Origin of the sequence: Planktothrix prolifica NIVA-CYA 540, assembly GCF_963864145.1 — a bacterium.
In the GTDB taxonomy this organism is placed as follows: domain Bacteria; phylum Cyanobacteriota; class Cyanobacteriia; order Cyanobacteriales; family Microcoleaceae; genus Planktothrix; species Planktothrix agardhii.
The window spans coordinates 2,686,971-2,700,275 of the sequence record NZ_CAWLTW010000001.1 but is presented as its reverse complement, the minus strand read 5'-3'; the positions used below and the strand labels follow the sequence as shown (position 1 = coordinate 2,700,275).

The window sequence follows — 13,305 nt, the reverse complement described above, 5'->3', positions numbered from 1 at the left end:
CGATTTCTCTTTAAACCCCAGGAAAATCATTCCGAATTTGCTGTAAAGCTCGATAGAATTTTTTACGACGAACCCATGCCACATAACCCGCAAAACGACAATTTCCCTCCGGGTCAATCAAAAACACATGATCAACTTCTACTAAGTTTTTCCAAACATTGATTTTTATATTATTCTTTAATGTAATGTAGGGGGTTGAATATCCTACATTTTGGAAATGGGTAGGATTCATACCCTTGATTTTTTGTAATCTGTTTATAATATCTTCGATGGTGGTATCAGTGGTGGTACCAGTGGTGGTACCAGTGGTGTTACCAGTGGTTGGGGTTGGGGTTGGGGTTGGGGTTGGGGTGGGAGTGGGAGCACGTTCAATATTGAGTTCAATTTTAGCAACGGTATATTCACCAGAACCGAAAATCTCACCGCCACTTTTATTATAAGTTCCTCGTAACTTTCCATCAATATAAAGTTCAAAACGTCCACACCAATCTTGACCAAATAACCCTCTGATAATTCGTTCTTTTAGACTGTAAGTTTTAATCATAAAATTCAATAAATTAACTCCTTCTTGCAAAGCAGAAGAAATATTAATTTTTTTCCCCGTCATCAAGGAAAAATAATGTTCATTCACCAGAATATAGGCTTCATCCCGACCTTCAATTAAGCGAACTTCGATGAAACTGGTATTCAGGGCCGAAAGTTGGATCATAGGTTTCATAATTCACCTCAATTGTAGGGTGTGTAAGCGCAGTGCAGGCATCAGCTAACACTTATTATAATATTACCTATTTTAACCTATCACGGCAAGGGAGAGAAAACAAAGGTCACGCCCTGAAAGAAATTATCAGGAAAAGGTAAGTCTTCAGCTTAAGTATTGTAATGTTTTGTTTAAAAATTGCAACTTTGGGTTGAGATTGGTTCTCGGATTAGATGAAATTAATGGAGATCGCTCTTTAAACCCCAGAAAAATCATTCTGAATTTGCTGTAAAGTTTGATAGAATTTTTGAGCATGAATCCATCCCACATAACCCGCAAAACAACAATTTCCTGAAGAATCAAGGACAAAGACATGATCAACCCCTGCCAAGTTTTTCCACATATTAATCTTAAATTTATTCTTTAGGAGAATATAAGCAGTAGAATATTGAACATCCCCAGAATTAGCTAGGGTCATCCCTGGAATATTTTGTAAACGATTAATAATTTCTAAAAGTTCTTTTTGAGTCGTATCAGGCTTATCTTTGCTGGGATCACGATTAATATTGAGTTCAATTTTAGCAACGGTATATTCACGAGAACCGAGAATCTCACCGCCACTTTGATTATAAGTTCCTCGTAATTTTCCATCAATATAAAGTTCAAAACGTCCACACCAATCTTGACCAAATAACCCTCTGAGAATTCGTTCTTTAAGCGGATAGGTCTTAATCATCAAGTTTAATAAATTAACCCCTTCTTGTAAGCTAGAAGTAGAAGAAATATTAAGTTTTTGCCCCGTCACTAAGGAAAAATAATCTTCATTCACCCAAATACACGCCTCATCCCGACCTTCAATTAAGCGAATTTCGATTGAACGGGGATTCAGGGCCGAAAGTTTAATAACAGATTCCATAATTCACCTCAATTGTAGGGTTTGTAAGCGGAACGCAGACATCAGCTAACACTTATTTTAATATTACCTATTTTAACCGATCACGGCAAGGGATCGAGGACGCTCCTACCTTGTGCTTTTCTAAACAGGTCGATTTTATGCTAAAATATAAATGCTTATTATTTTTTTAAATGACTACTAACTCGGATTTATTGCAATTGATATAAATTATGGTTCAATCCTTACCAAAACCAACAAATTTTGCTGAATTTATCCAGTGGAAACCGGACAATAAACGCTATGAACTCCATCAAGGAGCAATTATTGAAATGCCACAACCGACGGGAGAACATGAAAATATTGTGGGTTTTTTAGCTGAAAAATTGACTTTAGAATATGTGCGCCTCCATCTTTCTTATTCTATTCCGAAAACGGCACTGGTTAAATCAGCTTCAAGTGAGTCGGCTTATTCGCCAGATATCTTATTATTGGATCGTTCTAATTTAGTGAATGAACCTTTTTGGAAGAAATATTCTACTGTAACTTTGGGTAAGTCTATTCCTTTAGTGATTGAAGTCGTTAGCACTAATTGGCGGGATGATTATTATAAAAAATATGGGGAGTACGAAGATATTGGAATCGTTGAATATTGGATTGTAGATTATCTAGCCCTGGGTGCTCGTAAATTTATTGGTAATCCCAAAAAACCGACTATTTCTGTTTACTTTTTAGTCGATGGAGAATACCAAGTTAATCAATTTCAAGAAAATGAGTGCATTCAGTCCTTGGTTTTTCCAGAGTTAAGTTTAACGGCCGAACAAATATTTCAAGCTGGAGTTATTTAATATAATAAAAACCTAGTCTTTCAATCAAGCAGAGTAAAAACTTGTTTCTATCGGTTGATCAAAAGAGCGAATTATGGTAATAATATTATTAGCATCCTCATTGTTAAAAACTCCATCTAATCCTGCGGTGTGAATATCAGTAAAAGGGGATTCATACAAACGAGAGGGCTTCATAACCCCACGTTGGGTTAACCAGTTAATAATTTGTTCAATAAAACGAATTTGATTAGCATTGAGATTGTTATTTTCCAAATATTTACTAAAGGCTTGTTTGGCGGTGTTTCTGTCTAAACCCACCAATTCCAACATAAAACTTTTCAGGTTAATATTTTTACCATATACTAACTCGAATTTATCCCTAGATTCTAGCGCCTCTGAGGTAAATAACATCTTTTCTAATTCCTGTAAATCAGTGTCAGTTAGAGGTAGATTTCTCTTTAACTTAGCGATCGCAATATGATCTTGATGGGCTAAAATATAGCTTTCTACTCTTTTTTTGTATTGATAGGGGCTGAAACCTGTTTGACGGTTAGGTACTTCTAAGATTTCTAAATCCCCTAATTCATCCTCAAAATCAGTATAGATAATGATTTCATCCCGTTGATCAATTAACACCATTAAATCTCGGAAATTTAGCCGCATTTCTTCTACTAAATAAACCGTCACATCTTGCCACCATCTTTCTGTCTGTACTTGTTCAATTAAATTCAATTTATCCTTAACAATAGGGATGGTTTTTTTAGTTTCTAAACGGGTTAATAAATCCCTGATTTGATCCCGTAATCTTTCAAAATTTGGGCTATTTTTGAGGATAGCTAACTGAATTTTCAGACACAGCAGATCAAAGTTTTTAATCCGAGGATTTTCTACGGGTAAAGTATTGGGGAGGGGGATCAGGGTATTAACAATAACTTGCCGATCTTCTGGGTTTAAATTCTGCCATTTTTCCCGTTGACGGAAAGTTAAAACGGTTTCTAAGTAACGACGCACTAGAAAATTATTTTCTTCCATACTGGCAACGTGCTGATGTAATTCATCTAGTATTTTTTCCTTGAGATTATCGGTTTTAACGACAGTATAGGACGCTTGAGACTCTTTAACTCGATTTTGAGGGTTATTCACAAGGGTTGTAGTTTCTGCGGTATTTAAACAGTCCCATAACTCTAATTTTGCCTTTAAAAGTCGAGTTTGTAATGATTCAGCCGGGGATTGTTCTTTTTCGGTTATTTCTTGATTAAAATAGGTAAAATTATCGCATAGGTCAAATATCAAAAATTCCGTTTTATCCTTGCCAAATCCGAATAAATTAGGGCATAAACGAGTGCCTCTGCCGATCATTTGATTGAATTTTACCTCTGAGTAAACGGGTTTAAAAAACATTAAATTTACCACTTCTGGCACATCTACCCCCGTGTCTAACATATCCACAGAAATAGCTATCATTGGCTCTTTTTCCGCTTCTGAGAAGTCATCAAGCAGACTTTGAGCATAATTGTTATAGCTGTCGATAACACGGGCAAATTTGCCTTTATATTGGGGATAGTTATAGTTAAATCTTTCTTCGATAAATTGGGCGTGTTGATGATTTCGGGCGAAAATAATAGTTTTGCCCAGGCGATCGCCCTGATGGATTTTTAAACCCCAATCCATAAGAATTTCTAAGGCTTTATCCACCGTATCAATATTAAATAACCAACCGTTGAGGGCGGCGGCGTTAATTTCCTTGGGTATTTCCCCAGTTTCTTCGTTATAGAATTTTTCTTCATATTCTAATTTTTCTTCTGGGGTAAGATCGGCATATTTCACCCCACTACGGAGAAATTTAAACGGTACATTGATACCCGTCGGCGGCACTAAATAGCCATCGGCGATCGCATCTTGTAATTCATAGGCAAACGTGGGATTACCCGCTTCTAATTCAAAAATGCGGTAGGTGTCTCGGTTAATTTCGTTTCTGGGGGTGGCGGTTAAACCGATTAACAAAGCATCGAAATAGGTAAAGAGGGCTTGATATTTTTGGTAAATACTGCGATGGGCTTCATCTATAATAATTAAGTCGAAATAACCGACTCCAAACAGGCGATTAATTTCATCTTTTTTTTGCTCCCCCCTAGTTTCCCTTACTAAGGTTTGATCCCCCCTAACCCCCCTAACCCCCCTTACCAAGGGGGGAATGTCGTTGTCGTTGTTGATGCGATTCATCATAGTTTTGTAGGTGGAGAGGATGATATCAGCACCGCTTACGTCTTTTTCTTGGGTTAAGTCTATGGCCGTGGCGTGGGGTAAGTGTTTCTGAATCGCTCTTTTAGCTTGGGTAATTAAAGAGGTGCGGTCAGCCAAAAACAAGACTCTTTTAATCGAATTAGCTCTAGTTAATATATCAACAAGGGCGATCACTGTTCTGGTTTTCCCTGTGCCTGTTGCCATGACGAGCAAGGCTTTCCGGGCTTTTTTGTTAAAGGTTTCTGTGACTCGTTTCAGGGCTTCTATTTGGTAGCTTCTCCCGGCTATTTCTTGATTGGGTAAAACGATCTCAAAGGGTTTGCGGTGACTGCGGCGATAAATTATCCTTTGTAATTCATCTTTTTTTAAGAAGCCTTCCACCAGGCGCGGGGGATAGTTGCCATCATCCCAGAGATAGGTTTGATAGCCGTTAGTGTAGAAAATAATCGGGCGTTGATTAAATTGTTTTTCTAAACAGTCAGCATAAAGTTGGGCCTGTCGTTTACCTAGATTTGCGTCTTTTTGGGTACGTTTAGCTTCAATAACAGCAAGGGGTAAGCCGTTATCATCCCATAATACATAATCAATATAGCCTTTACCTGTGGGGTTAACAGCTTCGGGCATTCCGGTGATTTCATATTCGGTAAAATGGGGTTGAGTTAAATCCCAACCCATTTCTTTAAGTAATACATCAATTAAGTATTTACGGGTATCGGTTTCGTTATAGTCATGGTGATCTTTAACGTTACTATTTGCCTGTTTGAGTTGACTAATTTCTGCTTTAATTTGGTTATATTCTGCTTCTGTTTGTTGCTGGGTTTTTTGGGCAATTCTTGCTATTTCTTGAGCTTGGGATAATTCTTGCTCTAGTTTTTGCAGTTGGGCAAGGGTTTTTTGATCACTTCTAACCTTTTCCTGAGTAGAAGCGGGGGGAATATATTGGAGTTGAGGCAGGTTTTTACCGTTGGGGGAATAGTAGCGACAAAGCCAATAGAGAAAATGGAATAATTCTTGAGTAATATAATCTGCGTCTTTTTCGCTGATTTTTTCGTTACTGTGGGCGGCACGGTTGCCCATTTTGTGGATGATACGAACTTTGGGGAAAAGGTTAGGAGGTAGGTTATCTTTGAATGTTTGTTCGTGGATTAATGCCCCTAAATTATTATCGTAGGGTAGTTTTAAATAGGGGTCATGATCATATAGCCAGATAACGGCTTGCTCAAGGGTATAACGGGCATAGAAGCAACAAGCACGGCTATCGGTTAGGGCGAGGGTTTCGACACGGGTGGCACTTTCGTAGATTTCGGGAAAGTCGGGTTTTAAAAAGTCAAAGTTGGATGACATGGCGATGTTTCTGGTTTAGTTTGAGGAAACAATAATGCACTTATGATTACATTGACATCTATAACTATTCTAATGTTATTCATTCTCGTTTAATATTTCCTCTAATATTTCAGAAGTTAACCCATTGGATTGAGCTTCTTCACTAGCTTGATCCATTAATCTACTTAGGTTATCACTAGCTTTAGCTTTTCTCTTGATTTTTTCTATCTCTAAATTAGTCATATTCTCCGATATTTTAATGATGATATTTTTCATGTCTTTAAAAGTTTATAGTAGTTTTGTCTAAGTTATTAGAAGCGTCAGTTATCCCACTGTTAACGGGATTTTTCCCTAACCCAAAAATCGGATCTTCATCGGACGTATACTCCTCAAATTCGGGTAAAGGTTGATCAAAATCGGGACTCATTTTAATCAAGCCTTTAGCACCACCACGATGACGACGTTTGGGTTGAGTAATTTTGGTTAATTGATAAAGGGGTTGATTATTTTGGGTAATGATTACAGTATTATTTTCTAAGGTTAATGTTTCCAAAATTGCTGGATTTTCTTGGATTTGTTTAAGTTCAATTTGCATCATGTTAAAGTTAAAAATAAACAACTAGATTGAGATTAGCATAATTATAACAGATTTAAACAGAATTTGTTTGGGTTTTATTCATCTATAATTCACCTTTGAATGCTTTTTGCAATAAGGAGTTAAATAAATTTTCTGATTCTTGTAAGAAAAATTGTTTTTTCGCTATTAATTTTATTAAATAACGTAATTGTTTATCAAAATTATCTTGAATGTTTTTAGGCGGTAAAATAACTGGAATTGTTTTTATTTGCTCTTGTCCAATAGTTGACATTGTTACTGTATTAGACTTAGATATTATGACTTTTCTCATCCCTTCAGTTCTTAATAAATAGTTTAAAAAAATACTATTAATCTTAGATTGATTAGGGCTAACTCGAATAAGATGACACTCAAATAAAGCTGAGTCATCTTCATCATCAAAAACATTATTATAACCAATACCTTCGAGTTTTAAAGATGAACGACAAAAAAGTATATCTCCTTTTTTTAATCCGAATTTTTTAATTTCTTGCTCTGTAGGATCAAGAGAAATACTATTTTTAGTATTTAATATAGAATCCCTAAAAAGTTCTTTCACCCAAATAACAGGAATTTTACCTCCATATTCATCATTTTTTCTAAATATTCCATTGTTAGGTTTTCCTATAATTAATTTTCCTAATTCAACAACCTCCCAACCTTTAGGATTAATAACAGGATCGCCGAACATATCGAGAAAGATGGATTTTTGCAGTTGTTCGGTAAGGGCGATCGCATCTTTCCTTTTCCTGATAATTTCGTCTGCTTTATCCAATATATTCGCTATTCTACGTTGAGATGCGATCGGGGGTAAGGGGATTTCTAAGTTCCTTAACACCTTTAAAGAGACAAATTTTTGTGTTCCTCCTTTTGTCTCTCTTTCTAATTGCTTTTTGACAATTGAAGATTCAAGGAGATATTTAAAAAATCTTGGATCAACAGGACTATTTTGAAGCTTAAAAAGTGCAACATTTTTTATAGAAAATTCTTGATCAACATCAACAATAACAGGATTGCCTATAGTTCCTATCATTGCTAATAAAATATCCCCTTTATCAACTTTTGAACGTTTATTAATCTCAATATAATCTTCAGCAGAAATATATGAAACTTCTGAAAAATCAATTGATCCATTTTTGAGATTTTTTGATGTGATTAATGGATAACCAACATTTACATACTTTGGGGTGTCATGAGTTCCATCTCTAATATCTATAACGTCTTGACATTTTACAACTTTCCATTCCATACTGACATCTCCTTTAATTAAATTAATAGACGAATAAACCCCGCCTGTTCAAAATGCTTGTCAGTAGTAAAAGCCTCCGTGATATTTTCCCGTTGCATAATCACAAAACTAATACAATCCGTTAACCCCCAATCCTTATCCTGTCTTGATTCATATAAAGCTAATCCTTGATTGAATAAATTTTTTTCTAAAGGGATGATTGATATTGATTCTAAATCCCTAATGATATTGACAAATCTAGTAAATTTAGAACGCCAATAAACACTACATAGAGCATCACCTAATTCTAAAATTACAAAATCTGTCGTTACCCACAGATAACGATTTTGATTTAAAAATAATTCTATCTCCTTAGCTTTTTTATGCCATGTATCCGAGTTATTTAATAATGCTAAAAAAGCGGAAGTATCCACAAAAACTTTTTTCATTAATTAATTTTCCCGTTTAGGAGTGCCGTGAATATAGTGATCATGTTGTTCAGCTAAATCAGTAATCCCAGTCTCAATTTGACATTCATCTAATATTTGGGAAAGTTTATCCCAATCAGAATCATGATCAACCTTTTTTTTGTCTTGACTACGACTTTTTAACAACTCATAAAATTCCTGTAATTCCTGAGTTGATAAATGATCCAATTCCGCCTTAATTAACTGCTTAATATTCATAAAAAAATTGATTACCCCTGCAATTGAATCAAACTATAGCGATCTTAACATATTATCTAAAATTTATCTCTTTTCTAACGGGGATAGGGGGGAGCTAATTCCTGTAACTGACTAAGGATGTCTTGAATTTGCTAATGAGACATATTCCACCTCCCCTAAAATTGTATCCCGAAGATAGGGACTCAAAGACTCAGGAGTTAAGACATCTACCTTACGCCCAAATAAATCATCAAAGAAAAAGCATAAATCCATAAAATTCATAAAAGTTTTCAACTCCGGCTTAAACTCCACCAACAAATCAATATCACTGTTTTCTGTAGCTTCCCCTCGCCGAAACGAACCAAACAACCCACATCGCCTTACCCCATAACCTTCTAAGGTTTTTTGATGCTTGCGTAATTGCTCAAAAATATCCTCTTTACTGTTTACTACTACAACTTCCATAATATTCCAACCTATAGAATATGGTATTGTTCATTAATTGTTGACTAACATTTGACAGTATTTATACTATACCTAACATTTCCTCTAACACCTCCAAATCCGCCATAATCTCCCCTTCAATTACCTTTAACTTACCTAAAATCAACCCCGGAGACTCATAACTAACTTCCCCATATTCTACCTCCTTATAACGATTGATCGATAAATCATAACCATTTTTAACAATTTCCTCCTTCGCCACAAAAAAAGCCTTACTGCTGCGGTCAATATCTTTGTTTAGATTGCGATCGCGCCACTTAGCAATAATATCAGGAATATCATTTTCCTCCACAGGTTGACGCTTATCATCCAACGATAAACCATCCGCACCCATATCATAAAACCAAACCCCATCCGTACCTCCTACCCCCGTTTTAGTAAACATCAGCACCGCCGTAGAAACCCCAGCATAAGGCTTGAAAACCCCCGAAGGCATGGAGATCACCCCATCTAACTTATGATTTTCTACAAGGGTTTCACGCAGGGTTTTATGGGCATTAGACGAACCAAATAACACCCCATCCGGCACAATTACCGCCCCTCTCCCGCCTTTTTTTAATAACCGCAAAAATAACGCCGCAAACAATAACTCGGTTTTTTTGGTATTAATAATTTTGATTAAATCCTTAGCAATAGTATTGGCTTCTAACGATCCCTTAAAAGGAGGATTAGCTAAAATCAAAGTAAAAGCTTCCGATACTTCTGAATGCTCCTCTGCTAAGGAATCCCTCGCCTCAATTTTCGGATCTTCGATGCCATGTAACATCATATTCATACTGCCAATTCTTAACATGGTCGCATCAAAGTCAAAACCGTGAAACATCTCCTGATTAAAGTGCTTCTGATTAACAGGATTATGCAAAATATAATGACCCTCACTATCTTTTTGTTGACGCAAATATTCTGCCACCGCCACCAAAAAGCCCCCCGTCCCACAAGCGGGATCACAGATTACCTCATGGGCGCTAGGATTCATTAATTCGACGATCATTTTAATAATATGGCGAGGAGTGCGAAACTGTCCATTTGTTCCGGCGGTGGTGAGTTTTGATAACATATATTCATAAAGATCTCCCTGTAAATCTATATAGGTTTTATCTTGAGATTGACTCGCTTGTTGATTGAGTAATTCAAAGATTAGGTCAATTTGTGCTACTACATTTGCTAATAGGGCAGGGTTAGCAATTAAAAATACAGCATCCTTCATGTGTTGGGCATAAGTCCCCCCTTCCTTACCGATAGTTTTGATAAAAGGAAAGGCATAATCCCTGACCGTAACTAACATATCAGCAGATTCTTGATGCTTAAATTCAGACCAACGATAATGATTATTTTCTGGGGTAAAAGTGGGATTTTCTAATGGCCCCCCTAAGCGTTTGATCTTCTTTTCTTGGGCTAATTGTAGGTCATCTAGGCGTTTAATAAACAGTAAATAGGATATTTGTTCGATCACCGACAGGGGGTTACTAATGCCGTTATTCCAAAACGTTGTCCACAATTTATCAACTTTGGATTTTAACTCGCCTGTAATCATTGCTTGAGATCCCTTTATTGGTGCTTATCCTTCCTATTATCAATGATTATCAGACTATTTTAACAACAATCTCCCACCTCGAAATTTTTGGGCTTCTTTCTACCTCTTTTGTACTTGGAGATGATTAATTTAAAGTTTTAATGGTCACAACTTGGGGGGGTGTAGCATCGGGAGGATAACGAAAATCAACTCTAACAAAACGGGAGGATTTCGGGTTTAATTTTAATTGAACTAACGGGTCAACAATTTGCCCTCGACGATGCCATAAATGTATATATTTTACAATATTTTTTCCTTGTTCATCTTCATATCTTAACCTAACTGTGCCTCGAAAAAATGGAAAATCTAAGGGGGGTTGTCGAAAAATTAATCCATTTTTTGATAAATTTTCTTCCTTGAATGGAGTTTCCAAAGTAACTGCTACTGTTTGAGTTTTATCCGTTACATTGAATAGGGGAATCTGTAAATCATAGTGTACTCCATAATTACCATGAGATTGATATGCGGTATCAGGATAACGAACAATTAACGGTGCCGCCTGCACTTGTTTTGTTCCTAATGTTCCCGCTCTAACTGTACTAATAGGAAAAGAAATTCCCTTTCCCCTATCAGGAATAGTCAGAAAATCTTTACCCTCATCCACTAAATCTGCTGCCCATTTTGCCCCTTGTTGAATACCCGCAACCCGACTATAAATTAACTGGCCTCCTATTTGTTCTGGAGGAGTTGGAATTTTATCGCGGGGTTGTGCTAAACTACCATTGTCAAGTAACTGTTGCCATTCTTCCAAAGTAGGCGCACGCTCCTTACCATCGGGTTCTATTTTCGCAAATTGGGCTAAACTAGCCAGATAAATTGAAGCCGGGGGAGAATCATCGGTTTGACCCCGAACTTTCAACCGCATAAAAGTAGAACGCCCATTCACCGGACGTTTTAACCCCTTAACTGGGATAGGCAAATTCATTAACATTTGAGTTTCACCAGGGCCAATTTCCAAGGTTTCAGGAAATTCAACCTGTCGCTTTCCCCTTAACACATCATCCACCGCCCGAATACCAGGCCCGGAATAAATCTCACCGTTAGCATTATCACTCATGGCAGGCTTTTCTTTAAACGGAGCATCAGGCTCCAATAAATAACTTGCTGCTGCCAATACTTCAACGGTAACAGGTTCATTATCAGGATTATGAACAATTAACCCCAAATACAAGGTTTTTAAATCCGGTGGAGTGTGGGTAAAATGATGTGTAAATACCTCAAACTCTCCCGTTAAACGATACTCTAAATGAGCTTCAGGATCACCCCGCCATCCTCCCGGAAAGGTTGAGAGTAAAATTCCTTCCTGTTTCACCCATTCTGGACTATTGCTATTAAACATTAACACCTCATCCAGTTTCCCAGGCAAGGGACGGACTTCATTCTCAGCAATAATTTCCTGGGGTGGTAAGGCATTGGCAAAGGGCAACCGAGGCAGAAGGGTAGGAAACCGTTCAACAATGACAGTTTGCCGAAAACAAATTCCTCCGACCGCCCCCCCCAAGGCAGACAAACTAACAATTAAAATAGGAATTATCCGATGTAAGGTTTGATCTTTCATTTATTCTGAAAGGTTGGTCTAATTTTTTTACCGTGAGTATTATGACTTTTTCTCCCCAGTATTCCACAGGCAGCGAAATTCGGCAAAAGTTTCTCAACTTCTATGCCGAAAAAGAGCATAAAATTCTGCCCAGTGCTTCCCTAGTTCCTGAAGACCCGACGGTGTTGTTAACCATTGCCGGGATGCTACCCTTCAAACCGATATTTCTGGGACAGCGACAACCCGAATTTCCCCGCGCCACCACCTCCCAAAAATGTATCCGTACTAATGATATTGAAAATGTGGGCAGAACGGCCAGACATCATACTTTTTTTGAAATGTTGGGCAATTTCAGTTTTGGAGACTATTTTAAACAACAAGCGATCGCTTGGGGATGGGAAATTTCCACAAAAGTATTTGAGTTACCCCCAGAACGTTTAGTGGTGAGTGTGTTCGAGGAAGATGACGAAGCTTTTGCCATCTGGCGCGATGAAATTGGGGTGTCTCCCCAACGCATTAAACGCATGGGAGAAGCGGACAACTTCTGGAAATCTGGCCCCACTGGCCCATGTGGCCCTTGTTCAGAAATTTATTATGATTTTCACCCGGAACGCGGCGAGGATAATATTGATTTAGAGGATGATTCTCGGTTTATTGAGTTTTATAACTTAGTATTTATGCAATACAACCGAGATAATGATGGTATTTTAACCCCTTTACAAAATAAAAATATTGATACGGGCATGGGGTTAGAACGCATGGCGCAAATTTTACAGCAAGTTCCTAATAATTATGAAACCGATCTGATTTTTCCTATTATTAAAACGGCGGCGGAAATTGCCCAAATAGACTATCAGAAATCCGACGAAAAAACCAAGGTTTCCCTAAAAGTAATTGGGGATCATATTCGGGCGGTTGTGCATTTAATTGCTGATGGAGTTAATGCGTCTAATATTGGCCGGGGTTATATTGTCCGGCGCTTAATTCGGCGGGTAGTTCGTCATGGTCGGTTAATTGGAATTAATCAGGAATTTACCACCCAAGTCGCTGAAACTGCCATTCAATTATCAGAAGCGGTTTATCCTAATGTGCGTCAACGGGAAACCGCAATTAAAGCAGAATTACAAAGAGAAGAAACCCGGTTCTTAGAAACCTTAGAACGGGGTGAAAAACTGTTAGCTGAAATTATTACCAAGGCG

At 37.4% G+C, this 13,305-nt stretch carries 13 protein-coding genes; 2 read left to right on the top strand and 11 right to left on the bottom strand.

Features of this window, described 5'->3' with window-relative positions:
• Nucleotides 1–10 precede the first annotated feature (10 nt).
• Nucleotides 11–718, bottom strand: coding sequence for a hypothetical protein (locus AC559H_RS12320; protein WP_026795675.1), 708 nt, complete (start codon nucleotides 716–718; stop codon nucleotides 11–13).
• Nucleotides 719–953: 235 nt separating this feature from the next.
• Entirely contained in the window at nucleotides 954–1,613 is a 660-nt protein-coding gene (locus AC559H_RS12315; protein WP_051319810.1) for a hypothetical protein, read from the bottom strand.
• A 209-nt stretch (nucleotides 1,614–1,822) separates the two neighbouring features.
• Between AC559H_RS12315 and AC559H_RS12310 the strand changes: the two genes are divergently transcribed.
• Nucleotides 1,823–2,437, top strand: a complete 615-nt coding sequence (locus AC559H_RS12310) for a Uma2 family endonuclease (RefSeq protein WP_026795676.1) — start codon at nucleotides 1,823–1,825, stop codon at nucleotides 2,435–2,437.
• Nucleotides 2,438–2,461: 24 nt separating this feature from the next.
• On the opposite strand, the gene AC559H_RS12305 is transcribed toward AC559H_RS12310, so the two are convergent.
• The 9 genes from AC559H_RS12305 to AC559H_RS12265 all read right to left on the bottom strand — a co-directional run bounded on the left by AC559H_RS12305 (nucleotide 2,462) and on the right by AC559H_RS12265 (nucleotide 12,127).
• Nucleotides 2,462–6,004 carry a DEAD/DEAH box helicase family protein gene (locus AC559H_RS12305; protein WP_026795677.1) on the bottom strand — a complete coding sequence of 1,181 codons (3,543 nt, stop codon included), beginning with the start codon at nucleotides 6,002–6,004 and terminating at the stop codon, nucleotides 2,462–2,464.
• A gap of 75 nt (nucleotides 6,005–6,079) precedes the next feature.
• Nucleotides 6,080–6,226 carry a hypothetical protein gene (locus AC559H_RS12300; RefSeq protein WP_155806178.1) on the bottom strand — a complete coding sequence of 49 codons (147 nt, stop codon included), beginning with the start codon at nucleotides 6,224–6,226 and terminating at the stop codon, nucleotides 6,080–6,082.
• Nucleotides 6,227–6,263: 37 nt separating this feature from the next.
• Nucleotides 6,264–6,581 (bottom strand): DUF2281 domain-containing protein, encoded by a 318-nt coding sequence (locus AC559H_RS12295; RefSeq protein ID WP_202806336.1) that lies wholly within the window; start codon nucleotides 6,579–6,581, stop codon nucleotides 6,264–6,266.
• An 82-nt stretch (nucleotides 6,582–6,663) separates the two neighbouring features.
• The gene (locus tag AC559H_RS12290; RefSeq protein ID WP_036833774.1) at nucleotides 6,664–7,848 is read right to left on the bottom strand and encodes a restriction endonuclease subunit S; all 1,185 of its coding nucleotides are present in this window, start codon (nucleotides 7,846–7,848) and stop codon (nucleotides 6,664–6,666) included.
• 17 nt (nucleotides 7,849–7,865) lie between these two features.
• Nucleotides 7,866–8,276, bottom strand: a complete 411-nt coding sequence (locus tag AC559H_RS12285; protein ID WP_026795679.1) for a type II toxin-antitoxin system VapC family toxin — start codon at nucleotides 8,274–8,276, stop codon at nucleotides 7,866–7,868.
• 3 nt (nucleotides 8,277–8,279) lie between these two features.
• Nucleotides 8,280–8,513, bottom strand: coding sequence for a hypothetical protein (locus AC559H_RS12280; protein WP_026795680.1), 234 nt, complete (start codon nucleotides 8,511–8,513; stop codon nucleotides 8,280–8,282).
• 111 nt (nucleotides 8,514–8,624) lie between these two features.
• The gene (locus AC559H_RS12275) at nucleotides 8,625–8,957 is read right to left on the bottom strand and encodes a nucleotidyltransferase family protein (RefSeq protein WP_026795681.1); all 333 of its coding nucleotides are present in this window, start codon (nucleotides 8,955–8,957) and stop codon (nucleotides 8,625–8,627) included.
• 61 nt (nucleotides 8,958–9,018) lie between these two features.
• Complete coding sequence (locus AC559H_RS12270; protein WP_026795682.1) at nucleotides 9,019–10,530, bottom strand: type I restriction-modification system subunit M; 1,512 nt, start codon at nucleotides 10,528–10,530, stop codon at nucleotides 9,019–9,021.
• 124 nt (nucleotides 10,531–10,654) lie between these two features.
• Entirely contained in the window at nucleotides 10,655–12,127 is a 1,473-nt protein-coding gene (locus tag AC559H_RS12265) for a DUF3370 domain-containing protein (RefSeq protein ID WP_026785936.1), read from the bottom strand.
• A gap of 41 nt (nucleotides 12,128–12,168) precedes the next feature.
• Here AC559H_RS12265 and alaS point away from each other — a divergent pair.
• The coding region (gene alaS, locus AC559H_RS12260) for an alanine--tRNA ligase (RefSeq protein WP_040957878.1) at nucleotides 12,169–13,305 on the top strand (1,137 nt) is incomplete at its 3' end.